This window comes from Legionella beliardensis (assembly GCF_900452395.1).
Taxonomy (GTDB): Bacteria; Pseudomonadota; Gammaproteobacteria; order Legionellales; family Legionellaceae; genus Legionella_C; species Legionella_C beliardensis.
The window spans coordinates 1-26,857 of sequence record NZ_UGNV01000005.1; the positions used below are offsets into that span (position 1 = coordinate 1).

Here is a 26,857-nt window from a genome sequence, read left to right on the forward strand (position 1 = left end):
ATGGCCATCTATCGCTTCAGTGCTCAAATCATTTCACGCTCACAGGGACGAAGTATTGTTGCTGCCAGCGCCTACCGAGCGGGTGAGGAATTGGTTGATGAGCGCACGGGCGTTATCTACGATTTTACCGATAAAAATGAAGTCGTTCATAAAGAAATTTTATTACCTACCAACGCACCTCTTTGGATGAGCGCTCGCTCGCAATTATGGAATGCCATAGAGCAGCATGAAAAACGAAAGGATGCACAACTTGCTCGCGAAGTCCAACTTGCTCTTCCCCGTGAATTAAGTATTACGCAGAATATTGAACTAGTGCGTGAGTTTGTTAACACTGAATTTGTTGCACGCGGCATGGTGGTAGATGTGTGCTTTCATAACCCTACAGGGGAAGATGGGCTTACTCAACCCCATGCGCATATTCTTTTAACATTACGTGAAGTAAATGAAGCAGGATTTGGTCTTAAAGAAAGGACCTGGAACGATAATGCCTTACTCGAACATTGGCGCGAAGAATGGGCTAACTTGGAAAATCGCCATTTAGCATTGCATGGCGTTGACCAACGGGTAGACCACCGTAGCTATAAAGAGCAAGGCATACCCTTAGAGCCTCAATACAAAATAGGACCTAAGCGTGCTAAAGAGCGTATGGCGCGCCTAGCTGACCACCAACGAATTGCACGTGAAAATGGACAGTTAATTTTTGAACGTCCTGACATTGCTTTAGATGCAATAACCCGAAACCAATCTACCTTTACTCATCAAGATTTAGCCTGTTTTATTAACCGCCATACGGAAGATGCTAACCAATTTAAATTGGTGTTTGAGCGGGTTAAGTCCTGTGATGAAATGGTGCTTTTAGGTCAGGATGGTCAAGGAAGACAGCGCTTTTCAACGCGCACTATGTTGGCTATTGAAGCGTCCCTGATGAACCATGCCGATAGACTCCATCATCATATGGGACATGACGTCAATGACAGCGCAATCCGCAATGCCAAACTAAATCGTACATTATCCCAAGAACAAGAACTGGCACTGGATTATGTAACATCAGCTGGCAATATGAAGTCGCTTTTAGGTTACGCAGGTACTGGGAAAAGCTACCTTCTAGGCGCTGCGCGTGAGGTTTGGGAGCAATCAGGGTATCGCGTACAAGGGGCCGCCCTTTCAGGCATTTCAGCACTTAATTTAAGAGATAGCTCAGGTATTGAATCAAGAACCATTGCTAGCCTTTTTTATCGTTTGGACAACGGCATGCTCACGCTTAATTCACGCGATATTTTAGTGGTAGATGAGGCAGGCATGCTGGGCTCGCGCACCATGGAACGTCTGACCCGTGAAGTCGATAACGCTCGTGCAAAACTCGTGTTAGTCGGTGATTGGCAGCAACTGCAAGCCATCGAAGCAGGTGCTGCATTCCGCGCAATTGCAGAAAACTATCAATATACAGAACTTAATCAAATCAGACGGCAAACAACACCCTGGCAAGTTGACGCCTCACTTCACTTAGCGCAAGGCCAAGTAGAGCAGGCATTGCATGCTTATGATTCCTATGACCATATCCATCGGTTTAAAACCACAATAGAAGCCAAACAGGCCTTAATTGAGCAGTGGAATGATGTCCGTATTGCCTCGCCTTCCGACTCGCAAATTATCCTCGCCTACACCCGAAATGATGTGAAAGAGCTCAATGACATGGCGCGCCTCGTGAAGCGAAAAGATGGTGAATTAGGTGAAGAGGTCGTCTTTAATATGGCACGTGGAGAACGCGCCTTTGCAATCAATGACCGCGTTTATTTCTTACAAAGAGAAGACCGTCTAGGTGTTATTAATGGCACGTTAGGCACCATTGAAGGGATTAATGCCAAATCGGGTATGATCACTGTCGCACTAGACTGTGATAATTTAAAGAAGACGCCTCCACGCGTTAACGTCAATACCCATGACTACAAACATTTAGAACATGGCTATGCAGCGACCGTGTATAAAGCGCAAGGGGTAACGGTTGACCGAGCCTATGTGTTACCCACAACCCATTATGATGCCCACTCAACGTATGTCGCGATGACCCGTCATCGTAAAAGTTGCGAACTCTTTGTCAGTCGGGAGGTATTTGCCGAGGATAAGGTATTGGCTCAGGTGCTTAAGCGCAACCGTGCCAAAGACGTAACATGCGACTACACTCAAATGACAGGTGAATTTGCAAGACAGCGCGGGGTTGCTAGTGAAAAAATACCGGCGCGGCCGCCAGCGTTGGATGAGCCGTGGAGAACATCAGAACACGCACTTGAATCTCTGATGAATCACGTCATGGGACGAGATATTCAGTTAGAGCAGAAAAAGCTCGAGGCGTTTGAGCGCGAGTTTACCAAAGAAAATCCAGATATTGCACGTCACCTTGCTAATAGTCTTCTTTCAAATGCAGATTACCAAGCCAAATCATTAGCAGCGTTGCTCTCGCCATACAGCAAAGCGCTTGCAGGTAATCAACTTACCTCACAACAACATGCAGAATTAATCAGTTTAATTGATAAATTACCCCTTGATTCGCAGAGTATGAATGCATTTAAAAAGGACTATCCTGAACTTGCCAAGCAGGCAGAGCAGTTTTTAAAAAACAATATTCAACAACGCGTGCGCATAAAAACGATTGATAAAGAATTAGAACGATAAAAGGTAACCTATGTTAGACAGAGATGACGATGACGTGCTACACGCGCCCCAATTACCTATGTCCCTTGTAAACCCCATAGAAAGTGATTTTCATGAAACGCTGCAACACCTTAAATCAGTGGTCATGTTACTCAAAGGGCTTTATGGGCAACTGAATGAAGAACGTGAAATAATTACGCTTGCTTCAGGTCAAATGGCGCATTCTGTCAAACAATTTGAGCAATATCTCAAGCAGTTTGAGTTATTTGAAAAGTCATGCAAGCACGCGATTGTTGAACGAGTTAAAACCGAATTAAAGCAATCGATTCAGGAAAACGCCCAGACGATAGCCAGCCAAGTAAGGGATATGACTTATGAGCCTATTAGCCACAGCATTAACGCGTTGTGCCAGTTGAGTTCAGACTTATCTAATCACCGTGCGCACCTTGATCGCTCAAGATTTTGGGGTGCAGGATTGTTTTTTGCCGCGGCATTATTAGGTGGCGTTGTCAGTGGATTAACACTTCATTATTTAACAGCGCCGTCTCAAGAGATAAAAGTGAAGTTAGCCGCCGGAGAAGCGTTAATGCGCTCATGGAGCAAATTAACGAAAGCTGAGCGAGAAAAGATATTCCCATCAAAAAGCTAAATGAAACGTCTGTCTTCCTGCCTATCCAATAAAGTTTTAGAGCTGGGTAGGATAACTTAGCGATCTGAAGCTTACCTTCTGATGCATAACCTACAAAGGCTCAAGATTAAGTTCCTCGATGTTTTGATACTCGGCATCTATTTTGTTTTTTGTTAGTGTTTTGCTCCCCATATAGTCGCCTACTTCGGATTCTAAATTGTCCTCAAATGGGGCTAATTGAGAGAAATTAAAGGCTGCTGGCATGCTGCGTTCAATAAAACCCTTATCTTTTGTTGCTCTAAAGCCTAAATCAAGTGATAACGCCGTAATTGGATAGTGTCCTGGTAAACGCACAAAGCAGTGTAGGTCTTTAAGTTCCATAATTTGCGGATAGGACACGATTGGGCGTGTCACCCGCTGGCTCCCAAGCGAAATGCCATCCCTAATACTGTTAGCGCCATAAGAATAGTTTTCGCGTGATTCTTCGATCTCCTCTTCTCCAAGTTCTGAAGCCACGAGACGCGCCATCTCTGCGCTGGGGCTTCGAAAGAAAAAGCGCGTATTTAATAAATCGAAAATTTCTTTAGCACCTGCCTGGCCGTAAACTTTGGTAAGCTGTGAAAAACTTTGCATGCCTAAAAGAAAGCAACCACCAAATTTGCGTACCTCAGCAATCGTCTCACCAAGGAGAGGCAATTTATGGAGGCTTGGTAATTCATCACAGATAAACCAGATTCGTCTGCTTCTATCAGGTGCTAGGCTCAACAGGGCAAGGGATGCTTGGGCTAACCACATCGAAATTAAAGGTTTGAGTGACTTATGCGTTTCACCATTGGATGAAATAAAAAGCCAGCCTTTTTGTTGTTCATCAAGAATGTAATCCCGAATAGAGAAAGGCTTCTTCCCCTCTTGATTAAGTTCTGCCAATGCCGAGAAAGATTTCAAATAGGTTGTAAGCGTTGCACGAATAGAAATAGCGGTTTTTTCAATTTTACCACTGACAAGAGTGGCTGCTGGGGTTCCTTGTAAATGCTCTTCGAGTGCCGAAAACTCATCGGTTAAAATCAATTTCAAGAATTTTTCAAGTGAGCGCTCAGGGTGATGGCGCATCACTGCGCTTAAGCATGAAAAAACGGTTCGTGACGCATTGACCCAAAAGGGATCTGATTCTCCATGCATAGGAATTGCGCTTTCAGCCATGTTTTCAAAATCAGAATCGCGGGGTGCCTCTAGCCACATATCCCAATTAGCACAACGCTTATCAAAAGGATTTAAAATGACATCCAATTCGTTTTGATAATAGTGCGGAATAAACGAACAACCCTTATCATAGACAATCACCCGATCGCCTCTTTTTCGAAGGCAATCCATTATTTTCATGATGAGCTGGCTTTTTCCAGTGCCTACAGTGCCATGTACTAGCACATGCTGGACTTCACTGTCTTTGATAAGGGGAAATTTATCAATCGTAATATCTGAATGTGCTTTATCACAAAAGATTTTCTTTTTTACTTCAGTGGCATTTTGAAGTTGACTGCCACGAACAAATTGGCTTGCGCTTTGTGTTTTTCCCCGTTTAATAAAATAAGAAGCTAAACCTAATCCCAAAATAAAAGAGAAACAAAAAGCCCAAAAAGCAGACTTGCCAAGACTATTAATCACCTGGTTTGCAGTATCTTGATAGTAAGGATAGTGTAAAATTGAATCAACCGTTTGTTTATACGTTTTACCATGGAATGACAGTTCAAAAATATGATTTTGGCCTACAACTCTTAAAAAGTGGGCATAATAAAACGCTGCTGTATGCGTTATTTTTTCTAAAGGAATAAAAAGCCAGGTGAGAAAAGCCGTAAAAATAATCCAAAGAAAAAGACAAATTAGACTCAATGTTTTGGTAATTTGATCCCACATGCGAAGATTGTGGAAACTGATTTGTCCGCCACGCGTGTAGTGTTTGAAATTAGGCTCTTTGCTCATCAGACACGCTCTTTTTCTTTATAAAAGAAGTTAGAAATGGCTTTTGACAGCACACTCACCCCAATTCGGCTTACCTCCATATTAACTGCTATGCTGGTTGCAATGGCTGCTATAATCAAGCAGGGAATACTTGAGAAAAATACAACATCCTGTTCAAAGAGCGGGATAAAAACAAATGTAAACACGCCAAAAATTAAAAAGAATCCAGTGAAAGCCCATTTCGTTTTTTTAATAAGGTATGCACCAGTTCGAAGCTTTGGGCTGATTTGAAGTTTGAAAATGATGTAATTTTTAATAAAGCCTAAGCCAAACAGCGACATCAGTAAGGATGAAAAGAACACACCAAATACCATTTTTGCTGTTAGCAAAGCATGCTCATCAAGGCGGGCCTCTTTGTATGTAAGTTCACGTTCTTTCTTGCGTTTAACAAACCCCTCTTCCCATCTGCGCTCTTTTTCTTTTTGAATTAGTTTAAGTTCCTCTTCACTGGCATCAGGAAATTTCCATCTTAGATCATGCAGGGTAGCGAAGCTATGACGACTTAAATCTTCCCTATTCTCATGCTCCATACTGGATTTTTCCCATCGCTCAGCATGAGGTGCATAATCCCACGCCTGTATCGTGATAGCAAAAAAACAGGCTGCAGATTGAATTGCAAGAAGTAGCGCAAATAAAAAGAGCCAACCACTCAACAAGCGTCCGTAGTACGCGCTAGCGGAAATAATGCTTAAGTCCAGATGCTTTAGCGCCTCCAAATCTGTGGCGAGAACCTTTTCTAAATCGCCCATCATGTCATTTTCCTCCTTTAAAAAACTCACTTATTGTCTCTTTTCCTTTATCCACGGCATGCCCTGGAATAACGCCGGTTGTGGCATCATATTTCCAAACTGGTTCTTTTTCTTTGTATTCGTTCATGCGCATGGCTTTCGTTTCCAAAATATGTTCAGACGAACTTAGTTTTTCATTCGTTTTATGGTGCCTATAAATCTCATTTACTTGGGCATCGACCTGGTTCACTAAGTTATTTTTCCTGTTATCATCAATACCGATTCCCAGTGTTTTAATACTATTAGCTAACGAATCATTCTTTTTTTGATAATTCGTTTCCATGTTATTACTTTTCAGGTTTAAAGCGTTGCTTTCATTCTGATAAAATACGTCCAGCGCATGAGATGATTCTTGCGGGTTATATTCTGCGATTAATTGCTCACGCTTAGAATTAACAAATGCGCTCGCCAATCCTTCTAATTCCTGTATTGACCTCATATCTCCGGGACGCGCAAACAAGTGATCGCGATGAGCCTTACCCACCTTGGATGCAACAAACGATGGAAACGCTTGATTGAGATCGGACGTAATTTGCTCGGATTTTGATTCCACATAGTGTTTAGCCTCTGCAATTCGCATAGCCCGAGCATGAGATACATCATAGTTATGACTTCTATTTTCAGCCTCTCTTATATCAACGCCTATTTGATTAGATAGCGAGGCGGCTTCTGAATGAGAGTCATCAAAATGATGGGTTTTAGCGAACTGTGAAACATACTGGCTTGCTTTATTAAAATCTTCGGCCTCCTGTGCAGAAACGACCTTGTCATAACCCTCTTGTGCTCGATAAGCATTAGTTGAACTGCGATTGTAGTTAAGGTGCACATCCCCGCCCCCTTTAATACCAAATATTCTTCCAGCAATACTTTTTTGAAGGTCAATGCCAGTTGAAATACCATGGCCACCACTAGTCATGGCGGCAAAAGCATCTTCTTTGCTTATGCCATGACGATTAGCAACATCCTCGGCAATCCGTGACATTTGAGAGAGCGCACTGGAATATTGAGCGGAATCAGAAGAACTAATTCCATCGCCAAGACGCATATCGTGCCCAGATAATTGAGACAGGGCGAGTGCGCGATGAGCAAAATTACTTAAAGCGGATTGATAGGCTTTACCCTCATTAGCAGCTGCCTGCGTTGATTGCTCATAGGCCTGGTTCAATGAGCCTGTTAATGCTTTGGAGTCGGCAATATGAATATGACTTTTAGTCATGCCGGAACTCACATCAAAAACAGCATCACCACCGCCGGTAATAGTTTTTAATACCCCACTTCCTAATTGTTCTGTGTACATACCGTGCATGTGTGTCCAATTGGAATCATGTTTATTAGCTGAGAAATTATTAGCAGTCGTGTTATAAAAACTGGTTTGCCCAAGCCCAAATGAGGCACTGGCCGCTTCCCCTGCTACCGACATGCTGGAGCCTTGCATATGACTCATCATACTGGTTGCTAAATTACTAAACGCACCCCCCAAATTAGACACCAAACCATGCGATAAGAAGGGAATGAGCATCATCAAATACCCGCAAGCACCTGAAATATCGGCATGGAGCTCATCGATTTTATCAAGATTGACCATTGTAAATTGACCATACTCACTGGAAGAGGTTGCACCATAAATCGTCATACCGGCATTGAGAATTGCAAAGAGTACCGGCCAAAATTGCAAGGACATAAAAAACTGCAGGTAGCCGTAGATAATTCTTACGCCACCTGGTAAGGTAGCTAAGGCAATAATCAAGGGAAACACGCCAAATAACAAAAGGGTCAAACAGGTATGGGTAATGGGCAAAATCCAAAGTGCTTTTTGGCCTAGCACTTCCCAACTCCACCTGTGCTGAACTTGAGACTTGGTAAATTGCTGATTAACGACACCGGCCGTGGCATCGGTAAACGCCTGATAATGCGCCACCCCATCGGTCATCGCATTAATCATCATGCTTTGTAAAAAAATGTTGCTCGTTGTGTCTGTTAACCCTTGGTAGTAATCAAATGCGGATTTTAAATGGGTATTAAAAAGTGCTTCATAGGTTGTTTTTTTAGGTTTGCCAAACAAATTAATCCCAAAAAAGCGGTAAGCTTTTTTAATCTCATCGTCTAGTTTCTTACGTAAACTGTAGCGGCCAGTAGGCTTTGAAGCAAGTTCGCAAGTAACCAGTTTGTTATTGACATTAACCATGCGAAGCGGGGAGGGTTTTGCGCTAATGAGTTTCCAGATATCAGGAGCGTGAGTTAAATCACCCACACTGTATTTGCGATTGATGCGAATATCGCCTACGACACAATTTCTGAAATAGTTATTCATTTCTTCTTTGAGCATGGGATCTTTAATACGAAAAGCGCTCGAGGCTTGAATTAAGCGCGAACCAAAAAGGGCGCCTGTTTGTGTATATTTTAAATCATTAGGCATCGAAAGCAGCGCATCATAGCTTTGTGCCAGACCATAACCGATGGTGGTGAAAAGACTTGCACTTAGTGCAAACACGACAGGCACATTGCCTACCAGCTTTGGTGTTTGTGACGAAATATCATCAATCAGCACGGAAGTTTTAGGTAGCAGCACGAGATTAACAAAAAGCACATAGCCTAAAAACCAACGCGCAAATGCCATTGGGTCACGGGTTTTAAGAAAGCCTGCGGTTGCCATCACAATGCCTATTAAGGCCGTGACGCGCAGTAACCCTAAAAAGCTATCCTGCTTCATAAAGGTGCTCATGGCATTAAGCACGTGTTGGAATAATTCACCGCCTGCTAAGACATGAATCGTTATCATTTGCCACACTCCTTATGTCACGGTATTGCTCATGTTTGCAGCCACCTGTTTTTCAACTTGCGCCATCCTTTCAACGAGCGCGAGCTTCTCTTTCAATTTTCGACCTACTTTTGAGTCAAGCGAGGAAACACGCGTGGTGGCAATAGTGATTCGTTTTTGAATTTCTTTGACCAAATCAGTATTTAATTCAGAGCCTGCCGTTGCCATCTTCACTTCAGTAAGTAAGCTCGTTAAATAATTAGTGAGTAAATCCTGCGCAATCAGCGTCGAATATTCTTCAATGTCCACCGCACTACTGCCCATGTGCATGCCGTTTAAAACAGCTAAAAATTTCATCACCGGCAGGGAGGTTAAGCTCAAAAAATTAAGCTCGCGTTTGCCTGGCTTTTCATCGTCAATGAGCTTGGTGTTAATGGTGCGAATAATCTCTCGAACCTTGTAAGTAAGTGTTGATGCTTCAGGAATGGTGATGTCTTGCAAACTGACTTGCAGGCACAGGCTTTCCGCACTCACATCCTTACAGCGCCAAATTTTTGCAGTCGGGGCACCAAGTCCAGTTCCAATCAACGCATGAATTAACTCGGCATTCCCTGCCAACGAGGGCACTTGTGTCACTTTACCTTCTTTATCAATAATCAACGTGCCGGTTAAACTCATCACCATTTCGGCAAGCTCTCGGTCACTGTTTAAAAAGGATTTCGTCTTTAAGAGTGACCACACCAGGTTTTTGTTTAATACCACTTGCTTCTTACGGATTGGATCAGCGGCTGCTTTCTTCATGACATTATCAAAGTTACTCCCAGAACACGCCATGCGTGCTTGCACGTAATCACTGAACAGCCCTTCCTTTCCCATCGCAGCCTGGTCTTTACATATTTTTTGTTGGCTCTCAGCAGTCTTTGGCCAAATCCCGCCCACCATGTTTTGCGACAGCTGACAAGAATTAATACTTGCGTGATTTGCCATTTGCTCAAGCTGCTGTAAATAATCACGCACTTGCTTAAGCTCAGGCACGGTGGAGGCAAGCATCACATCCACGGCATACGCACCGGCATTGGTCATGACAGACTTTCCCAAATCCACTAATTTTTGATGACTCAAAAAACTCATGCTGCCGGTAAATAAATCAATCCCACCACAACCTGCCCGGTAACTCGGTAAATCTAACTGCACCAGCTGGTATTGACGCACTTGATTGCGCGCATACAACGAGCCGCCACCAAAAAAACCGGCCGCTTGTGCTTCGAAGGCTTGGGGGCTTGTGAGGTTAGCCGAATAGCCTAAGCCATTAAAAAACTTATCTAAGTCAAGGCTCACGGAAGCGTTTACGTTAAAGGACAGGCAACATAAACCAAAAGCTAAAATAAAATAGTTCACGGCCGACTCTCCCCACGCTCATGGGCAATTATTTTAGGCATCAGACTTGCCATACGCGCGTTAAGCTCGCTCTCAGTCATGGCGCCAAAACCCACGGGGTACAACGTTTGCGTTTTAAAATTTAAAATAAATAACGCCGGGTACTGAATGGCAAGGCCTTGAAAGGCAGCATTGACCCACTCGGTTGTGGCACTTGAGAAGTCAGGAAAGTCAGGCAACGCGTGATTATCAAATGAAAGCGGTAAAACTTGAGCGTGGTGACGCTCGCACCAACGCTTAAGGACTGGCGCAAATTGATGGCAATGGGGGCACGTGCTTGCATAAAATAAAATAAAGCCATGCGCGCTAAAAAAGCCGTTCTTTTTATCAGCTGCTTTTACCCTTAAGCCAACTGCCGCCCCTTCGCGCGTAGCAATTAGGTTAGTTAACCAGTGCGCATTTGCTGAATAAACAAAACCCGTGCTAAACAATAAGGCAAATACCACGCCTGTATACCCTTTCATACTTGCGCTCCTTTAAATTGAGTGGCGGCTAACACTAAACGCGCCATCAAGACATCTTGGGTGGTCAGCCCATAAGCCACTGGGGTGACCGATTGGCGCTTAGGATGTACTAATAAAATGGCTGGAAAATAACGCACGCCTAAGCGGTTTGCCTGCCCTTTATCAACGCGAGAACTTGTGAGCTCTGTGGCAATGACGCCATCGACACTAACGGGAATGAGTACGAAATGAAATCGCTGACAAAAATCAGCAAGAATAGGTATTTGTTTTAAGTCATAGGGACTTTTGCCGCGATAAAAGAGCAACAGCCCATGGGATTTGGATAAGCGGTTTACAATCTCTATGATTTGAGACTCTCGCACTTCATCGGTGATTTTGGCGCCAAGATTGGAGATTGGATGCGTCACTGCATAATCATATTCCGGATGCAGCAACATCGTTTGCTGAAAGAGCGCTTTAAACCGTGAAGACTCTTTAAGCCAGTAATCTTGGAGACCCAAAAAGATGCGCATGTCCTCTACTTTTTTGGTGTATCGTGCTTTATGAAGCGCCTCCATGGTGTAGAAGCGCAAAACAGCATCACGCTCGGTATAGCTTAAGCGCTCAAAAGGAATGCTTAAGGGTTTGGTCTTATCAATTTCTTTCCTTTCTTTTTCAATGTTGTACCAGAGAAATCCAGCCGGTTCCTTCTCAGCTGCTGCCCAAGCCTGTGTCATGAATAGACAAAGTAGCAATAGAATTTTAATCATGCGCCTTCCCCTCCTGATAAAAACGCCTAACCTTGGCTTCATGGACCAAGCTTGCTCCAGGTGCGTTAGGTAAGGTTTGCCGATGAATAAAATCGTCAGTGAGCGCTGACAAATCAAGTACGTCAAACTGAATACGCTCTAATTCTTCTGGCGTAAGTCCACGACAATCAGGCGACTTAGGCTTGCCAAAATCAATATGAAGTTGCTTAAAGCGTCCTTGAATTTGCACAATGCCTGCAAGTTTTGAGGGAAACACACAATACACATAGTGTTTATTACCACTGTCATTATAATGGCCAATTTTTTTTACTCGCTTATCCCGCTTTGCTTGGAGCAATGCTTTTAAATCCTTAGGACAATGGATAACCCATTTACCCCATCCTTTATCGTGACAGCAATCATGAGCACCAAAGAAATAAGACTCACAATCCTTCGCTTCGCCTTTAAAAATGGAAGGCTCGCCACTATTGACTTGATTGGTAGCCACATCACTCGCCGTATCCGCTAATGTTCCTAAGCGAGTTACTCCTTCCGGCATGTCGTCACTGGCTTCATCTAGCGTTTCAGCACACTCACCTTCTGCGCAATTTATCTTTGGTTGGCAAATGGTTTGTTTTGGAAAACACTGATTAACAGGACAGCGAAAGGTTTGTAAAAACCTATCACAATGCCTGTCGGTGGCGAGCGTACAGGTAGATTCGACGTGCGCGCACCCTTCAGAGAGCAAAGGCTCACACGTGCTCGTTAACCCATCAATGCACTGATAAACGGTATATTTTCCCCAACAAGGACGCGTAATCGGCACCCCATCTATCACGCGCGTGGCATAGGGCTCCAAACATAAATCAGAGGCAGCGACTACACAGGTCCCTTCTTTGATTTTCTCATCATATTGACTGCAATTGGCAGGCAGCCAATCGTCTTCAAATTGGCTTTCAATGACCGTTAACGTGACCGTGCCACCAAAGGCTCTCTCATCCCACAACAAATCAAAGGTAAGCGTTGGGTCTTGGCAACTGGGCGTTTTTAGCACAGCTAAAGGGATAGCGCCTTGCGTCACCGAGACTTCTAATTTCATACATTGTGAACTGACGCTGATAAGATTAGTCGCAGAACACAAGGGTGCCGGTGTCTCACCATCACACACACTTAGGTGAATTGTTTTGCGAAGTGCCTCATTGCCTGACTTATTCTCATAAAAGAGATAACGATTCACCGATTGAGTTGCCGTTTTATAACCAATGCTTAACGTGCTGCCACAGGTCTCCATGCGATAGCTCGTCTTGTCTTCACACGTTTTGGTCATAAAGTCCATTTGGCAGTGAGCAGGTTGTTCATAACACACCCCCTCTAACACGGAATCTGCGTGTGAGAGTAGGGCTTCGGCATATTGCATTTCTAAGGCCTTGGGGTTTGCTTTAAGATGGGGATGCGACGCTTGTGCAAGCACAGAGGCGGCTGTGTCATTCACGGCGGCCTGACTATGACCTAACTCGGGCAAAGGGTTTGTGCCTTCGGTAACGGGTATGCTTGCCTCCGGTGGGTTATCTGTATAGCCTCTCAACACCGTTTCTGGCTTAAACTGTTTTAAGGCATTGAGTGCTTGCTCGCGCGCACGCAAGGCATCCAACTCACTGGCATTGCCTGCAAACGCACTGTACAAGTAAAGGCAGCATACTAAAACCCAAGTTAGCTTACTCAAAAGACACCTCTTGCTTCGGTGACAGAAAAGCCACTGTCTCCCCTTCCTGCCATGCGCGCCAAGCCTTCTTTTAAAGGCAGATTGCCGTAAATCACATCAAACGCCTCACCGTTGGCAACGACTAAGGCAGGTACTTGCTGGATACCAAACTGCTCAAATAAGGTGGGATCAATTTGCAGCGTTAAGTTTGGAACACGCGCACTTAATGCCATTATTTTTAAGGCGGTTTCTGGCATTGAATCCTGGTACAGTCCGTTTAAATACACAGGAATGTGCAAAAGGCTACTTTCTTTTAGCGTCTCTTCTAAAAGCATCTCCGGCATGGAAAAACTCACAAAGACTGACACCGTGCTCGCACACAGTGAGGTCATGGCAAGACACCCAACAAGCACCCCCATTCCTTTGCTTAACATCATTTACTCCTGGTTAAAGAAACGTGCAATTACGTTTTCGCCACACCAAAAACCCGTACTGGTCAGGGGTATGCGGTTTAATTTTTCCAGCTTCCCAGGTAAGCGTACTGTGTCCTGATGGGTAGCAGTGCTTCCCGTCAGCCACCTGATTAACTAGCTCATAGCGGTAGCGCGATTTAGGCGTCATGGCATAATAGTGTTCCGTGCAAATCGCATTTGCATTTGGGCTTGAATCGGCAATCAACCACTCACGATGCATTTTGTAATTTAAGCGCTCCGTTAAGAGAAGTGCGGTTTGCACCGGAGATAGGGCAGCATTGACGTGTCCTGTCATTGGGTAATGGGTGCCTTGGCTGCCAGCACACCAAAACAGGCTATCCTTAGGCTTATTGGCTAAGGTTGATGACAGGGCATCAGCGCCGCATGAAACGGCTGCAATGGGGTTACCAAACAACATCGATTCGGGGCTTAACACAAAGCTCATTTCTGAATCTTGCCACGTGGGGTCAAGTTCCGTGAGGTAGGCCATGTCAAAATCGCCTTGCTGTAAGCAGCCAACAGACGTAATGAGATTTAACCAGTTAATGAGTGGGTATTTATACCAATGCACATGAAAAAAAGCGCGTTGCTGCCCATTGCCTACTGTGTGACGGCCGCCACGGCCTTGCTTTAAGCCTAAGTTTAAGCGCGTGCCGCCAAGATTTACGAGACAATACGGCGTATCGGTCACATCGGTGAGCGCCATAGGCTCCCAAAAGCCAATGTTTAACCCAAGTCGCATTCCTAGGGCCGTGGGGCAAACACCGATGGGACTGGCAGCATTGGGCGAGTCCGGCAGTGATGCGTGCACGGCGGTCGTGTTACTAATAGACAAAGGAAACAAGCAACGCCAGCACACATCGGCAATGGGATTGACAAAATGACCGGTGCATTGCTTGCCTTCGGCCAAACAAGACAGTGAAAGGCAAAGCATCAATAACAGGAATCTAGAGCACATCGCCATTTTCCTTAATTGCTTGTTCCACAACCGTTAAGCGATTGCCTGCTCGCTTGACAAGGGCCGGCACATGTAAAATGGCGAGCTTAGTGGTTATGCGCCCTGCTTGGTCGAAATAAATGACCGCTTGCAGCTTCTGTTCAGCAGCCTGAACGCTACCGCCTGTTAAAATGAATTTTGGATTGTTACAGGTTACTTTTTGCTGCGCTGCCCAATGAAGCTGCGCCTCATCTTCACTATTAAAAAATAACCAGCAGGGTTGATAGGCAGGCAGACGTTCAAGTGCATTTATTTGCGTTCCTTTAGCATACAAAAGGCGCCCACGGTCATCTAAGATGTCTGCACTTAATGTCACCTCAGGATAATAATCATGAGTGATTGAGCGGTCAGTTCGTTTAAGGCCTAAGGCAGTTGGCCTGTTTGCATGAAAAGCCACTGTTTGCACCCAACGCTGGTTAAGTGCGTCCAGTTCACCACTTGCCGTCAATGCCTGCAAACGCTCATAAATCAGCACTAAGAAACTTTTCTCTGCAACCGGAAACACCTCACCTACGACACCAAAAGATTTTGCAGACACCGACCCGCCCCACAGCATCATTATTAAGGACAAGAATCGCTTCATGATGCCTTCCTCATGGCCTGACTTAATTCAGCCGTAACTTCTGTAGTGACATCAAGGCCACCCGCCAGCACCAGTTTTTGGTCTAAAATCACTACCTGATGACGTTTGGTGTAGTGCGCTAAGGTTTGGCTTAAAACCGCGTGAAACCGCCGGGTTGTTTGCGCCACTTGGGCCTCGGTGGCTTTACGCTCTGCTAATTGTCGAATCAATTGGCCATAGACCGCCTCTTTGTTAAAAAACGCAATGCGCTCAGAAGGCTTAAGCGTATAAAGCGTCATGCTTACCAAAAGGACGACCAAAACTAACACTATCGCAGGAAGTATTAATCGCATAATTCCTCCCCATAGTAGTGGTGTGCCACCTGTTGTATGGTCTCATGAAGGGGTAGCCCTTGATTGACCAAGGTTTCAATGGCACTGACTTCTTCACCGGAGGTTGAAAAAAGCACGCGTAAAAAGGGGTCACAAAAATAACGATGAAACGTGGTGACGTTGCCAAACTGAATCATTAAATTAGAAAACCCTTGGGTTTTCGCCTCACCAAACGACTCAATGACTTCTGCCTCTAGCGGGCTAAAGTGGGTGGGGTGCTCTTCCAAATACTGCTTAAAGGCGCCCTGACGCATGATGATTTTGGTATCACTGCTGGCCGCAATGGCACGCCCTTGCAGGGTATTCATGGTGTCTAGTAAGTTTTGGGTGATGACTGCAAAGCCGCCTCGGTGTTTTCGTGCTGTCCTAAAACCTTGCTCGATGAATGCTGCACAAATTGGATTAGAGCCATTGGCCAAAAACCGCCAAGCTTCGTCAATGATGCAGCGCTTTTCGCGTTTTCGGTCAGCGTGATAAAATTGCCCTTGGATAATGACAATCATCACAAACATGACAATGGTCAAAAGCTCAGGATTGGTTTCTAACTCACCCATTTCAAGCACCACAAAATTGGAACTATTTAATAGCGGGGTGTCGCTGTTAAACATCTTGCCGTAAAGCCCCCTACTGCCATACTTTTCAAGCAAAATCAGCAAATCTTTAAGTCGGCGGTCATCCCTTGATTCAGGCTTTTGTAACAAGTCATTTAAGGTGTTTAAGACATCATCCATTTTGGCCTGCCTGCCGTGTGCTTGCCAACAGGCCATCACAGCGTCTAATAACCACGCTTTTTGCACCTCACCTAGCGCTTCTGAGGGGCTTGCCATGATGGCTAGCAAATCCCTAATTTGAATGTAATCATTAAGCCGCGCGCCGTCTATCTCCGTGACGCCATCAAAATCAAAGAGCGTAAACGGATTTAATGTTAACGTGGAGGCATCAAGGTAGCTGCCACCGACCATGTCACATAAATGCTTGTACGAGCCCCCTAAATCAATGACAAAAATTTGCTGCCCACGTGATAAGCCATCTAAAATTTGTGCTTGCTCGAAAAACGATTTACCTGCCCCAGTGCTAGCTACCGTTAAGCGATTAAAATTGGTGATGGGCAACACCCGGTCATCAAAGGTATTTAAATAAAAAAGCTGATGGCGATAAGTAGGCACCAGAAGACCCTGGCCTGCCCCTTTAAAATCAGCGACCACGGGGAGTAAATTAGCCACATTCAAATGCGTTAATTTTTTAATCATGCCTAAAAGCGCGAGACTTGAAAAAAGCCCTTCGGTGGGCATGAAAGGCAAACTACCTAAAAACCTCAACCACTGCTTGCAGCGGCTCACATGAAGCGTAAACCCCATCTGTCTAAAGCTTGCAATCGCTTTAGCCACCTGCTCACGCGCGTTATTTTCCGTGGTATACAACAACACATTGTAAAACGTCGGCAAAAGGGATAAGTCGCCCCGAGAGGCATGGTCATGCACCAGCTGCCACTCGGCGGCCTCCTCTCTAATGCTTGGGTTAATAAACGCCTGCACCGCGTTGTTGTTCGCATTTAAGGATTTGGCACGCGCCTTAGCATGCGCTTTCATCTTTTCTTGATTGACACCACGCACAGTGAAGGAAATCAAAAAGGGGCAATCAATGCCTTGCTCGGGCTGCAATAAATTGGCAAACAAATCGGGTGTTTGCCAGAGTGCAAACGGTGTGTTTGGGTAATGGGTGATTTCACAATTAATCAGTTTGGTACGCTGAAGTACCCCGTCACCATCGGCAATAGACACCTCAATTGCTTCATCACCGATTTCATACACCGCCGTTGGATTGGGTACCACATCACTCATCAATAATGAATCCCCGTGAACCACAGGCCATGAAAAATCATTAAAGTTAGGAGAGACTAAGGTGCGCAAAAGTACTTTAAACTCATCTGCTTCACACTCTTTTAAACTAAATCCTGCGACCTTAAATTCAGAGACAAAATCCTCTCTTAAATCGCATAGTTGCTTATCGACCCCAGACTGCATGGGCCTTGAAATAAAGAGGTAGCAGCAATAATCACTTAAGCCTGCAGGAATATTACGACCATTTTTATACCCCTTTTTAATGGCATTTAAATGGTATTTAAGGCTTAGGCGTGCAAGTTCTGCATAAATTCCGCCTTGATTTAAAATAGGTTGATAGTTTTGGGCAAGGCTTGTTTCAAGCCAGGGGTGTTTATACAAAAGCACCGTGCAATCGGTGCCAGGCGTTAATTTGTTTTTAAACGTTTGCGCAAGGCTTTTCATGAGCGACTCATCAGCCCCACTAGCAGGCATTAGCCGCAAACCAAACCCCATCGAGCTTCGATTGACAAAAAACCCCGCATCAGTCACGGTTTCATACGGTAAAAGTCCCTTAAGCGCGGGCAAATCCATCCTTAACGAATCGCGTGCTTGTTGCTGATGATGAAGCGATTCGGGCTTAATGCCGGCGGTTTCGCCAAGGCGCTGGCTTGCGCTGTATAAAAGCGTGCGTGCTTTATCGCGCCACTGCGTGACGTTTAACCCCATGCTGTCTCCTTCACGTGTTTCGTCACCCAGACTGATTGGCCATGAGGCAGTACAATCCGCTGCCCTTGCGGGTAAGCGCTGCCTTTCTTAGTCTGAAGCACATTTTTTCTGGATGAGGCCGGCCGCGCCTCATCAGCAAAACGCGTCATGGCATCGACTTGCTCAATCGTTAAACAAGAATCCCCTGCCGTTGCCTGGCAACTGAAGTTGGCATTCATCGTGCCACAGCCACTCAAGCAGGTGGCAAGCAATATCAACAAAAACAAAGAAGCATTACGCATTAAAACCCTCCCACGTCCTGACGACTTAATGTATTTGACCTATCAATTTTCCCTAATACTTGAGGCGGCACGGTAAAATTCATCGCCGACGGGTCTTCATTATCGCGAGCAATCAGGGCGCGTGTTTCTTCTGCACTAACCCGGGTTTTGGCGTGCTGACTCTTATCTTCATCAGGCTCTAAATAAAACCCGTCTTTAAAGACAATAGTCACCACATTGCCACTGCCTACTTGAATGACCGGATGGTATTGCTCGGCGCGTTTCACATAATAAGCAGATAAGGTATCAGCGGCTTTTGAGGCCCCACCGTAAGCGGCAAACGGTGCAATTTGACTGGAAGGCATCACAGAGCTTGCCCCATAAGGGCCAATGTTTTGAATGCTTTGCGCATATTGCGCGGCAGAGGCGATGCCTGATAACGCCCCACTAATGCCTGCCCAAGTCATGACTTTATTATCTCGCATCAAAGGCTGCCCCTTAATCCCTACTTTGCCATTGAAAAACACCCAACCGGTGACTTCTTTATCAATGATGGGCGCCCCAGGATGCGCGCACGACAAACGATACAACGTGGCAAAGGCACGTTCGCTCGAAATATCGCCATACGAGTTGGCACTTACTCGACACCCTTTAAGACGTGAGCGCTGGCCATTGGGTAACGTGCCGTCTTCTAAGAACTTAAAGAGCATGACGCCATTATTTTTTGATTGACCGTTTACCGAGGCATCGGCATCAGCACCACCCAAAACAATGGCCCGCACCGAGGTATTTGAAGGGACGTAATGTGCAGGATTTAAATAAGAGTCAGGCGTTACCTGAGCAAATCGCCGTTTCGGTTTAAAGGACACCAAGTTAATTCGTAAGCTCGCATCAGATAAGGTGTTGCTGCTCTTTATCATCGAGTTCATCGCATACGTATTAGGGTTATGCCAAAGCTTTGGGTTTTGCACGTCTGTCAATTCGGAAGGCACGTTTTGCTGCGTTTTAGAAGCGCTCTTTTTTTCTTGACTCGCTAAAATTAACGTCTTAACCTGGGATGCGAGTTCGTCTTTTTGCGCTTGTAATTGGCGCTCATGCGCCTTTCCCATCGCTTTAAGATGCGCCGTTAAGACGCTTACTTGTTTTTTAAGGGTTTCCAATTCCGTTTGCTGGGCAGTGAGTGCGTTATCTGTTGCCCCGTCCGTAAAGGGTTCATCAATGATGCCTGTTAAATCGACGGTGTTTTTTGCTAAGGGTGTTTTTTGAGACCCACCATCGACCAAAAGAATAGCCATTACAGCAACCAGAAAAAAGAGTCCGCCGCCTGCTAGCAACAAGGTGCGTACCTGGCTCCTTAACACCCGTGTATTCAATTGCCAATTAGCCATGAGAAACCTCTTCTACTTGGTAGAGCATGGCGCGTTCTTGCGGGCGAATGCTAGGCTTTGAAAATTTAATCGCTAGCGTCCCTGCCTTGGCAAACCACGCTTCAGCCAAGGTCAACGTTTCTTTGCCGCCGTTATACAGTTCAATGGCCTCCCCTTTTAGGAGCGGGCTTACCCAAGACTCTTTGGGCAACAGGGTTAATCCTTTTGACCAACGCAACGCCTTACCAACGTGGCGTGTGATGCGCACATCCGCAAAAGGTTTTTGTTGTTCCATGTGATTAAGCATCGCAAGAATAGCCTCCGGCACCGCGAGATTAGCCGCACGTTTAAAAGGCGTGGTTCCAACAGGCTGAGCGGTTTTCGTGAAAGGTTGCGCCTGCGGGACAAGCTCAATGGTTTTCCCTAAGGACGCCTCGCCATTTAGGGTCACTGAGAAATGCCGTCCAGATTCGGTGGATAAAAACAAGGTAAAGGGCGTTGGTGAAGCCAACATCACATACACCGAGCCATCTTGCTCATCGCGTTTGATAGCCATGCTTCCTGGGGGAAAGACGGCTTCGATGATTTTGTCCTGTTGCACCACAATGCGGTTATAGTTGTTGCTTGCAAGCGTTAAGGCAACGTCACTGTTGTCTTTAATGGGTATGCTGCTACTCAGGGCAGCCGTTGTTAATAAGGTTAAGGCAACACTTAAAAGTTTACGCATGTTCCCGCTCCTTGCAGGTACTAAATGTAAGAATGGACAGTCGGTTGTTTTTATATTGAAACGCCAGTCGGTAGGCTTTACGTTCTTCACTTAATGCCTGCAGGCCCACATAGCGCTTCAACACACCTGACACCACAGCAGTCAGTTGATGAGAGTTTGATTTAATGTGGGTGATAACAAAGGTGGATGACATTTTTTTGGCTTTAATCACTTGCGCCTCTTGGGTTAACAATTTTAATAAGCTTGGATAGCGTTGGTAATTGACAAACGAAAGTAAGCGCTTGTGATTGGCATCAACGGTTTCAGGGGTGACGTTTAAACGCTCATTGATAAAATTCTCAGCCATTAAACTTAAATAATGGCTATCGACATGGGATGCTGATTTAAAGTAGCCAGGGTTTCCTGAAAAGGGCGTGATTTCAACGGTGTGATGAGCCCACGTGTGGTAAAGAAAGCACGATAACAAGACATTAGACACCAACAAGCCAAAAACAAGCACCACCATCAAATTAAATCGGGCTGACAAGTGGCTTAATCGACTTTGGTGCTGTTTAAAATCCATTTCTCTCTCCTTAAGCCACATAAAGGCGATGATGGGAAAAAGGCAGTTTAGGCAGGAAAAACTGCATCAAGGGACTGGGTAAATACCAATAGGTAAGAACAAGCAATGCTTTAGGCCCCTCCCCTTTTTTCAAATACCGCAAGCCACTTAATAAGCCCAACCCAACCAATGACACCAATACTTTTTGATTACTCATGACCAGCAACATAAAGCCTAAAATTGCTACAATAAGCTCATCCAGCGTTAACGTTAAAACGCGCTTAGGCGCATCAATATGACTTAAGAATTGATAGCTTATGTTGCTTGCCATTTATTCTCTCCGCTTAAAACACAAATGTTTTCAAAAGGAAGGCTGGAATAAAAGCAACCGCGGTGACACCCACAAACACCATGGGGTTTTTACTTTTAACGGCCATGGCAGTGGCTAAAATAATGTCTATCAAAATAAACACTTTCCAAAACATCGAACCACTGCCTAAGGAATCTTTCACATCACCTTCAAGCGCTTTAGCCAATAAGTCATTAGCTAAGACGGCCTTTGTTAACAACATCAGAGGTAACACCAAACTTCCTTTTTTAAGCAAATTGCCTGCTTTTTTAACCATTCTCATTATCTTTCTCCATTTTTAGATTGTAAAAATCCCTTAAGCGCTTAAGGCTCAATTTTTAATCACGCATTGCTGTGGTTTATTTACGAATTAAATAGCTAGGTTACGTGTCTAATCAGTTTAACTACCGCACACCCAGCCACTCTTTTTTATCCCCTGATTCGCCATGCTCTTCATTCCCTGATTCTTTTGTTTTTAACAAATGGTTGTCGCGCCTCTAAATTAATTTTTAACTGGCCCTTACCTCTTGTCCGGGCGAGTTCTTACAAATTTCTTGTTTAAGTAGGCTCATTTTCAGATTAGCTTTCGTTAAAATGTCTTCAAATTGAGTTCTTGTGATGGCTGGTAATTTCGCATCAGAGAGAAGTCGTTGAAAGTGCAATGCTTCAGCATGCGTCTCTTGAAGCTCTCTTTCCAAGTGCTCTAGCGCAATGTTGGTTTTCTCTTTTGCTTTGAGTACTAGTTCAACGGGCCGCTGCCAATCACCACGTAAAATAACGGCACGTATGGCATTGAGCTTTCGCGCAAAATCTTGACCACAAGCCTTGAAGTGTTTTTGGCTTACTAAGCAATAGGTCACTTCTTCAATAAGTACTTGTTCATTAGCTACCTTAAGTGTTTGAACGAAATTTCTAATACGTTGCACTTGATTATCGGTAAGCATGCACCCTACGAGAGAATCTTCTTCAGATAAACTAGGAATATCCCTTACTGCAAGCTCATTTGTTTCTTTGTTTGAAATAAGTTTATTTTTATCAAGAAAAGCAGCAGCAGCTTTATTAGGCTTAAAGGGTGCTTCTCTTCTTTGCTCATTGCTTGCTGCTGCTTTCTTAGTTAATAAATTATTATTATTCTTATTATTTAATAGCGTCGGATTAGCCGTCGTCGGATTTCCAGGCGCCGGGGTTTCAGGGCTTGGATACACCGAAGACGTGTTTTCAGGCGCTGGTGTTTCGTCTTCATGTTTGGGTTGAGGAATTTCATAAACAACATACTCGATTCCTGCAAATCTGCCGCTTATAGTATTTCTACACTCTGATTTAGAAATATACCCTGCTTGTTCTAACTCTGCGAGGAGGCTACGAACCGAATCACGGCCATTGGTAGCTCGAGTCTGCAAGTCATCCACTCTTACCCGCCAATCATCCGGTAAAGACATCAAGTAAGCGTGAAGACCTTTAGCACCCCAAGAGAGATGATTATCTTGCAAACAGGTTTTATCTAGAATGACAAAGTTTTGTTGCTTTTTATGTATTCGAAGTACAGCCATCTTGAATTTCCATTTCTAATTTTTCAGAATTTTCATACGGCACTGTTTGCTTTAATTCGGAGATAGAGCGAAATTGAGATAGGTGATCTTCTAGTCGCAATGCTGCCTCTGGAATCTTTTTACGACCTGAACGTTGACAAGACTCTGTCAATAACTGATTTGCTTTTTCAGATAATTGAAAAGAGATATAGACTTTGGGATATTTTTTATTGCTTTTCGATTCCAATTTAATTCCCTTAAATAAAAGATTTGCGAATTAAAACATTTTTAGATAACGATTAAACCCCTTACATTTCAGGGTTGACATTGAATGATATTTAGGATTTCATTCTCGATTTGCTATAATTTGAAGAAATCAAATGGATATTCCTTACATTTTAAGCCTCGGAAACAAAAATAAAATTAATACAATCTGTGAAAAATTAAATAAATGTAATATGGAATATTTTGTTTGTTATATTGTGTTTAATAATAACCAAAAATTCGTTTTATCTAATATGTATCACCTACTAAAACCTTATTATGGTGAGAATTTTTATAAAGAAGATTTTAGTTATAGTGATAAGGTAATTACTGGTAAAGATTTTTATATTTGTGATAAAACCAATTCGGTTACTTTAAATTTAAAAAGAGAACTTGAAGAACGGTTTTCAATATATAGAGGCTATTATATAGTTCGACGATGCCCTGAATGTATATTTATATTTGGTGCGATAAGAAATAAAATAATTAATGATTATGAAATTTTCTATAAAAATACTCATACTAATTTTAATGAATTTTGTCTTTATTTTGTTGATGAATTTGAGGATTTAATTAAATTTAATCATCCAGCTTATAAAAACTCTCTCATTTTAAATGATAAGTACTACAGAAAAAGTGTTATATTAAATAAATTACATAATGTAAATTCACTTACACAACGTGAAGTGGATATTTTATTCTGGGCAGCAAATGGTAAAACTTCTAGTGAAACTGCATTAATACTAAATATTTCTAATGCTACCGTAAATGATTACAGAAAATCATCTATAAAAAAATTAGATTGCTCCAATATTACCCATGCAGTTTTTGAAGCAATTAAATTAGGATATCTAGGCTCATTTAATAAACTTGGCAGCGCCCTAGAAATTCCTAATCTTAATTTAATTTTAGAAAAAAATGGATTTACTACAACTAATATACATTTGATTAATTCATACATGATTTAAATTTATAAAATCAAGGCTTATAGGTTTTTTTTTACTATTTAATGCAGTTACAAAAAATACACCCTTAGTGTAAATAGCATCATTTACCATTATTTTTTGATGAAATGTTCCTCTTAAATTCGATATACGTTTAAATTCTACATTAACTTTAAATATGTCTTTATAAGTCAAAGGTACAAGATAATCAATCTCTGTTCTATATATAACTAAATATATTTCTTTCTGGGTAATTTCGAAAAAATTTATATCCATTGTGCTTAGAAAGGTATGTCTTGCATGCTCAAAATAATGAAGATAGTTTGCATTATTTACAATACCTTGAAAGTCGCACTCATAATCTCTTACTTGTAACTCAATTTGAAACAAAATCTAATTCCACCTTAAAATTTAATTAATATTACTTCGTTTAGGCAAAAGAAAAGCGAAATATAAATAAATCCAATTTGCTTATGTGAAAAACAACCACCAATTAAATATAGTCGGTTATTGAGATTTATCTATCGAGCTTAGTAAAGTGACTTTGCTATAAAATAACTCCCTAAGGAGGATTGAATGGTTCCTCTTGTGTATGTTCTTCTTACCTCATCACGAACTATAGCATTATAATCCTTGCCAGCTCAATTTCATCACCAGTTCAGAAATTTAATTTCCACCAATTCCTTTATCATTACTTCTTGTCTATCTTTTTTTAAACAAAGCTTCTTTTAACCGCCTAAAAACTAATATATGCCACTTTCTGCATGTTTAAATAAGGTATGTCTTAATGCCTGGATGTATTATCAATAATCCCATTTTCTATTCTTGGTCTAACTAACGTTTTTTCTTAACTTAATATTCAAAGAAGGCGTAAAATTTTTTATTTTGATTCATAAAGTAAATTTGAAATAATTTAAATGTCCTTAAAGGAACAAGGAGCAATAATTATAATTAATATTTATTAATTCTCATGTTTCTTTAAATATTCCTCTAAAGCAACTCTAACTATATCTTTTATTGCTCTTTTTTCCTTATAGGAATTAAATTTTAATTTATCCTTTAACTCATAAGGAATATCAACACTTAAGGTTACTATTTCATTATTTGTTTCTGTGTTAGTTTTGTTAGACATATAATCCTCATTTGAGATTAAATATTAACTGAATTAGGCTATATAGCTTTTTAATAACTCGCTTAACTTTTCTTGCAAAGTCTCTAAATCTTTACTCTTAATTTTTCTTGCTGTTAAGGTAAGTGAGTCTTTCTTTACCTCAATAAATATATTTTTAGAGAATGCCACGCGCGTAGCACTTTTAGCTAATCTACCCTTTTCATTAAGTATTTTATCAACAAGAGCAGTAATTTTTTTTTCGCCGATCCCTAAAGCAATTTTATCTGCAATGGAAATAATGGCATTTTTTTCTTTTTCCCCTTTTTGACAGATAGATTTAATAGTAGCTGAGGATCTAGCTGAAACATTTCTCATATCCTTCACTGCTTCCCACACTTCTTTAGGCACTTCAGCAAATGAAAGAAAGTTATCAAATACACTTCGATTAATCCCCAATCTTTCATATAGTGTTTTTTTTGTTACACGCTCTTTTTGGAGAAGGCTATAATAAAACATTCCTTTGGAATAGTCTGATACCTTTTCCTTTTCATTTTCAGAAACTAAACAAGAGATAGCTTGTTCAAAATTTAATTTACGGATAATCGAATCTATTGGAATATTTTTTAATTTACATGCCAGCCATCTTCTATAGCCAGCTATAACCACATATTTTACAGCAGTATTATCTTTAGCTCTAAATATATCATTTACTTCTACTATAATAATAGGCTGTGCCTGCCCCTTAGATTTAATACTTGTAGATAATGCCTCAATATCTCCAAGTTCAAACTCTTGTCTATCTCTAAACTCCCAATTTCCAATCTCATGAGGATCCTTTTTTACTACTCTTTCGGCTGACTCCGTTTTTTTTGTTATCAAATCTAGATCAGCTTGGGTTTGTTGCATTTTGCTAACAATATTACTTAAAAAATCGGTACTCATTCTGCCACCTCGTATAATCTATTTTTTTCTTTAATTCCTGTCCAAGAAATCACTTCTCTTGCTAATTCAAGGAATTGTTCATGGCTATCGCTTCCTTTAGCAAACTGACCAATCCATTGGCTACTTCGAGGGCATTGTGCAATGACATTTCTATCAGTAACTATTACTTTGAAGCTTACATCTTGCTTATAAATAGTTTCTTGTATCTCTTTCCCTTCTTTTGTCCCTTTCTTCACTTTACTCATCAATATTTTAAAAGGTTTTTTTGCTAACATAGGTACAGATATTGCGTCTTTAGCATTTTCTTGATCTAGATAATTAATGGAAGTAGGGATGATGACAAAATCAGAAGCCATAATTGCTTTAAAAGCATTCTGCTCATAATTTGGGGGCGTATCAAAAATAAGAAAATCGTAATTTGATTTAGCTTCTTCAATATCTTTTACTGGATTATCTTTATTAATTGATTTAATCCACTTTATATATTGTTCATCACCTTTCCATTTAACTGCATCAGGTTTACTAATATCCCAGTCAAAAAGAAATGTCGAGTATCCAATTTCATTTAAGGCTCCTGCTAAATTAACTGACGTGGTAGTCTTTGCAGCCCCTCCTTTGCCTTGTGAAACAGCTATAACTATTGCAACCATAATACCCCCATTATTTTTTACTTTTTATGC

The 26,857-nt window shown here is 42.5% G+C and carries 27 protein-coding genes; 3 read left to right on the forward strand and 24 right to left on the reverse strand.

All coding sequences use genetic code 11. From position 1 onward, the window contains the following. Together traA and DYE47_RS15175 are read left to right on the forward strand one after the other, a co-directional pair. Window positions 1-2,670, forward strand: a 2,670-nt coding sequence (gene traA, locus DYE47_RS15170; RefSeq protein ID WP_115304292.1) for a Ti-type conjugative transfer relaxase TraA, incomplete at its 5' end; no start/stop codon positions are given. 10 nt (window positions 2,671-2,680) lie between these two features. Further along, a complete protein-coding gene (locus DYE47_RS15175) occupies window positions 2,681-3,298 on the forward strand; it encodes a hypothetical protein (RefSeq protein WP_115304293.1) in 618 nt (205 codons plus the stop codon). Window positions 3,299-3,388: 90 nt separating this feature from the next. On the opposite strand, the gene traD is transcribed toward DYE47_RS15175, so the two are convergent. The 20 genes from traD to DYE47_RS15275 form a co-directional block, all read right to left on the reverse strand. Beyond that, window positions 3,389-5,254, reverse strand: coding sequence for a type IV conjugative transfer system coupling protein TraD (traD, locus tag DYE47_RS15180; protein ID WP_115304294.1), 1,866 nt, complete (start codon window positions 5,252-5,254; stop codon window positions 3,389-3,391). After that, on the reverse strand, window positions 5,254-6,045 hold the full coding sequence (locus DYE47_RS15185; protein ID WP_115304295.1) for a hypothetical protein: 792 nt from the start codon (window positions 6,043-6,045) through the stop codon (window positions 5,254-5,256). The genes traD and DYE47_RS15185 overlap by 1 nt, the downstream gene beginning before the upstream one ends. 1 nt (window position 6,046) lies before the next feature. Then, on the reverse strand, window positions 6,047-8,860 hold the full coding sequence (gene traG, locus DYE47_RS15190; RefSeq protein WP_115304296.1) for a conjugal transfer mating-pair stabilization protein TraG: 2,814 nt from the start codon (window positions 8,858-8,860) through the stop codon (window positions 6,047-6,049). Window positions 8,861-8,872: 12 nt separating this feature from the next. Then, window positions 8,873-10,237 carry a conjugal transfer protein TraH gene (locus tag DYE47_RS15195; protein ID WP_115304297.1) on the reverse strand — a complete coding sequence of 455 codons (1,365 nt, stop codon included), beginning with the start codon at window positions 10,235-10,237 and terminating at the stop codon, window positions 8,873-8,875. Further along, on the reverse strand, window positions 10,234-10,740 hold the full coding sequence (trbB, locus tag DYE47_RS15200) for a type-F conjugative transfer system pilin assembly thiol-disulfide isomerase TrbB (protein ID WP_115304298.1): 507 nt from the start codon (window positions 10,738-10,740) through the stop codon (window positions 10,234-10,236). The genes DYE47_RS15195 and trbB overlap by 4 nt, the downstream gene beginning before the upstream one ends. After that, window positions 10,737-11,531 (reverse strand): type-F conjugative transfer system pilin assembly protein TraF, encoded by a 795-nt coding sequence (traF, locus tag DYE47_RS15205; protein ID WP_242604267.1) that lies wholly within the window; start codon window positions 11,529-11,531, stop codon window positions 10,737-10,739. Before traF ends, trbB begins: the two co-directional genes overlap by 4 nt. Then, window positions 11,482-13,191, reverse strand: coding sequence for a conjugal transfer protein TraN (traN, locus tag DYE47_RS15210; protein ID WP_115304300.1), 1,710 nt, complete (start codon window positions 13,189-13,191; stop codon window positions 11,482-11,484). The genes traF and traN overlap by 50 nt, the downstream gene beginning before the upstream one ends. Beyond that, entirely contained in the window at window positions 13,188-13,607 is a 420-nt protein-coding gene (gene trbC / locus DYE47_RS15215; RefSeq protein ID WP_341273408.1) for a type-F conjugative transfer system pilin assembly protein TrbC, read from the reverse strand. Before trbC ends, traN begins: the two co-directional genes overlap by 4 nt. A 10-nt stretch (window positions 13,608-13,617) precedes the next feature. Further along, window positions 13,618-14,601, reverse strand: coding sequence for a conjugal transfer pilus assembly protein TraU (traU, locus tag DYE47_RS15220; RefSeq protein ID WP_115304302.1), 984 nt, complete (start codon window positions 14,599-14,601; stop codon window positions 13,618-13,620). Next, entirely contained in the window at window positions 14,591-15,223 is a 633-nt protein-coding gene (traW, locus tag DYE47_RS15225; protein WP_165482085.1) for a type-F conjugative transfer system protein TraW, read from the reverse strand. The genes traU and traW overlap by 11 nt, the downstream gene beginning before the upstream one ends. Beyond that, entirely contained in the window at window positions 15,220-15,555 is a 336-nt protein-coding gene (locus tag DYE47_RS15230) for a TrbI F-type domain-containing protein (protein ID WP_115304303.1), read from the reverse strand. Before DYE47_RS15230 ends, traW begins: the two co-directional genes overlap by 4 nt. After that, a complete protein-coding gene (gene traC, locus DYE47_RS15235; protein WP_115304304.1) occupies window positions 15,546-18,143 on the reverse strand; it encodes a type IV secretion system protein TraC in 2,598 nt (865 codons plus the stop codon). Before traC ends, DYE47_RS15230 begins: the two co-directional genes overlap by 10 nt. Next, a complete protein-coding gene (locus DYE47_RS15240) occupies window positions 18,134-18,424 on the reverse strand; it encodes a TraV family lipoprotein (protein WP_115304305.1) in 291 nt (96 codons plus the stop codon). The genes traC and DYE47_RS15240 overlap by 10 nt, the downstream gene beginning before the upstream one ends. Then, window positions 18,424-19,791 (reverse strand): TrbI/VirB10 family protein, encoded by a 1,368-nt coding sequence (locus DYE47_RS15245; RefSeq protein ID WP_115304306.1) that lies wholly within the window; start codon window positions 19,789-19,791, stop codon window positions 18,424-18,426. Before DYE47_RS15245 ends, DYE47_RS15240 begins: the two co-directional genes overlap by 1 nt. Next, window positions 19,784-20,497: a type-F conjugative transfer system secretin TraK gene (traK, locus tag DYE47_RS15250; RefSeq protein WP_115304307.1), complete on the reverse strand. Its 714-nt coding sequence runs from the start codon at window positions 20,495-20,497 to the stop codon at window positions 19,784-19,786. The genes DYE47_RS15245 and traK overlap by 8 nt, the downstream gene beginning before the upstream one ends. Beyond that, a complete protein-coding gene (traE, locus tag DYE47_RS15255) occupies window positions 20,490-21,059 on the reverse strand; it encodes a type IV conjugative transfer system protein TraE (RefSeq protein WP_115304308.1) in 570 nt (189 codons plus the stop codon). Before traE ends, traK begins: the two co-directional genes overlap by 8 nt. 10 nt (window positions 21,060-21,069) lie before the next feature. Continuing rightward, entirely contained in the window at window positions 21,070-21,369 is a 300-nt protein-coding gene (gene traL / locus DYE47_RS15260; protein ID WP_115304309.1) for a type IV conjugative transfer system protein TraL, read from the reverse strand. Window positions 21,370-21,382: 13 nt separating this feature from the next. Then, window positions 21,383-21,670: a hypothetical protein gene (locus DYE47_RS15265; RefSeq protein ID WP_115304310.1), complete on the reverse strand. Its 288-nt coding sequence runs from the start codon at window positions 21,668-21,670 to the stop codon at window positions 21,383-21,385. Between the two features lie 226 nt (window positions 21,671-21,896). Then, window positions 21,897-22,937, reverse strand: coding sequence for a helix-turn-helix domain-containing protein (locus DYE47_RS15270; RefSeq protein ID WP_115304311.1), 1,041 nt, complete (start codon window positions 22,935-22,937; stop codon window positions 21,897-21,899). Continuing rightward, window positions 22,915-23,163, reverse strand: coding sequence for a TraY domain-containing protein (locus DYE47_RS15275; protein WP_115304312.1), 249 nt, complete (start codon window positions 23,161-23,163; stop codon window positions 22,915-22,917). Before DYE47_RS15275 ends, DYE47_RS15270 begins: the two co-directional genes overlap by 23 nt. Window positions 23,164-23,296: 133 nt before the next feature. Here DYE47_RS15275 and DYE47_RS15280 point away from each other — a divergent pair, with 133 nt between their 5' ends. Continuing rightward, entirely contained in the window at window positions 23,297-24,148 is an 852-nt protein-coding gene (locus tag DYE47_RS15280; protein WP_115304313.1) for a helix-turn-helix transcriptional regulator, read from the forward strand. Here the strand turns inward: DYE47_RS15280 and DYE47_RS15285 are convergent. From DYE47_RS15285 to DYE47_RS15295, 4 genes are all read right to left on the reverse strand, one after another. Further along, window positions 24,134-24,514, reverse strand: a complete 381-nt coding sequence (locus DYE47_RS15285; protein WP_160149921.1) for an acyl-CoA thioesterase — start codon at window positions 24,512-24,514, stop codon at window positions 24,134-24,136. The two genes, DYE47_RS15280 and DYE47_RS15285, sit on opposite strands and share 15 nt — an antisense overlap. Before the next feature lie 571 nt (window positions 24,515-25,085). Continuing rightward, a complete protein-coding gene (locus tag DYE47_RS16130; RefSeq protein ID WP_160149922.1) occupies window positions 25,086-25,256 on the reverse strand; it encodes a hypothetical protein in 171 nt (56 codons plus the stop codon). Between the two features lie 33 nt (window positions 25,257-25,289). Further along, window positions 25,290-26,177: a ParB/RepB/Spo0J family partition protein gene (locus DYE47_RS15290; protein ID WP_115304315.1), complete on the reverse strand. Its 888-nt coding sequence runs from the start codon at window positions 26,175-26,177 to the stop codon at window positions 25,290-25,292. After that, on the reverse strand, window positions 26,174-26,827 hold the full coding sequence (locus DYE47_RS15295; RefSeq protein ID WP_115304316.1) for a ParA family protein: 654 nt from the start codon (window positions 26,825-26,827) through the stop codon (window positions 26,174-26,176). The genes DYE47_RS15290 and DYE47_RS15295 overlap by 4 nt, the downstream gene beginning before the upstream one ends. Window positions 26,828-26,857 lie beyond the last annotated feature (30 nt).

What these genes read in the sequence shown, in the direction of transcription:
- DYE47_RS15175 (WP_115304293.1), top strand. Translation starts at nt 2,681, where the DNA reads ATGTTAGACAGAGATGACGATGACGTGCTACACGCGCCCCAATTACCT.
- traD (WP_115304294.1), bottom strand. Translation starts at nt 5,254, where the DNA reads ATGAGCAAAGAGCCTAATTTCAAACACTACACGCGTGGCGGACAAATC.
- DYE47_RS15185 (WP_115304295.1), bottom strand. Translation starts at nt 6,045, where the DNA reads ATGATGGGCGATTTAGAAAAGGTTCTCGCCACAGATTTGGAGGCGCTA.
- traG (WP_115304296.1), bottom strand. Translation starts at nt 8,860, where the DNA reads ATGATAACGATTCATGTCTTAGCAGGCGGTGAATTATTCCAACACGTG.
- trbB (WP_115304298.1), bottom strand. Translation starts at nt 10,740, where the DNA reads ATGAAAGGGTATACAGGCGTGGTATTTGCCTTATTGTTTAGCACGGGT.
- traF (WP_242604267.1), bottom strand. Translation starts at nt 11,531, where the DNA reads ATGAAGCCAAGGTTAGGCGTTTTTATCAGGAGGGGAAGGCGCATGATT.
- trbC (WP_341273408.1), bottom strand. Translation starts at nt 13,607, where the DNA reads ATGATGTTAAGCAAAGGAATGGGGGTGCTTGTTGGGTGTCTTGCCATG.
- traU (WP_115304302.1), bottom strand. Translation starts at nt 14,601, where the DNA reads ATGTGCTCTAGATTCCTGTTATTGATGCTTTGCCTTTCACTGTCTTGT.
- traW (WP_165482085.1), bottom strand. Translation starts at nt 15,223, where the DNA reads ATGAAGCGATTCTTGTCCTTAATAATGATGCTGTGGGGCGGGTCGGTG.
- DYE47_RS15230 (WP_115304303.1), bottom strand. Translation starts at nt 15,555, where the DNA reads ATGCGATTAATACTTCCTGCGATAGTGTTAGTTTTGGTCGTCCTTTTG.
- traC (WP_115304304.1), bottom strand. Translation starts at nt 18,143, where the DNA reads ATGGGGTTAAACGTCACGCAGTGGCGCGATAAAGCACGCACGCTTTTA.
- DYE47_RS15240 (WP_115304305.1), bottom strand. Translation starts at nt 18,424, where the DNA reads ATGCGTAATGCTTCTTTGTTTTTGTTGATATTGCTTGCCACCTGCTTG.
- DYE47_RS15245 (WP_115304306.1), bottom strand. Translation starts at nt 19,791, where the DNA reads ATGGCTAATTGGCAATTGAATACACGGGTGTTAAGGAGCCAGGTACGC.
- traK (WP_115304307.1), bottom strand. Translation starts at nt 20,497, where the DNA reads ATGCGTAAACTTTTAAGTGTTGCCTTAACCTTATTAACAACGGCTGCC.
- traE (WP_115304308.1), bottom strand. Translation starts at nt 21,059, where the DNA reads ATGGATTTTAAACAGCACCAAAGTCGATTAAGCCACTTGTCAGCCCGA.
- traL (WP_115304309.1), bottom strand. Translation starts at nt 21,369, where the DNA reads ATGGCAAGCAACATAAGCTATCAATTCTTAAGTCATATTGATGCGCCT.
- DYE47_RS15265 (WP_115304310.1), bottom strand. Translation starts at nt 21,670, where the DNA reads ATGAGAATGGTTAAAAAAGCAGGCAATTTGCTTAAAAAAGGAAGTTTG.
- DYE47_RS15270 (WP_115304311.1), bottom strand. Translation starts at nt 22,937, where the DNA reads ATGGCTGTACTTCGAATACATAAAAAGCAACAAAACTTTGTCATTCTA.
- DYE47_RS15280 (WP_115304313.1), top strand. Translation starts at nt 23,297, where the DNA reads ATGGATATTCCTTACATTTTAAGCCTCGGAAACAAAAATAAAATTAAT.
- DYE47_RS16130 (WP_160149922.1), bottom strand. Translation starts at nt 25,256, where the DNA reads ATGTCTAACAAAACTAACACAGAAACAAATAATGAAATAGTAACCTTA.
- DYE47_RS15290 (WP_115304315.1), bottom strand. Translation starts at nt 26,177, where the DNA reads ATGAGTACCGATTTTTTAAGTAATATTGTTAGCAAAATGCAACAAACC.
- DYE47_RS15295 (WP_115304316.1), bottom strand. Translation starts at nt 26,827, where the DNA reads ATGGTTGCAATAGTTATAGCTGTTTCACAAGGCAAAGGAGGGGCTGCA.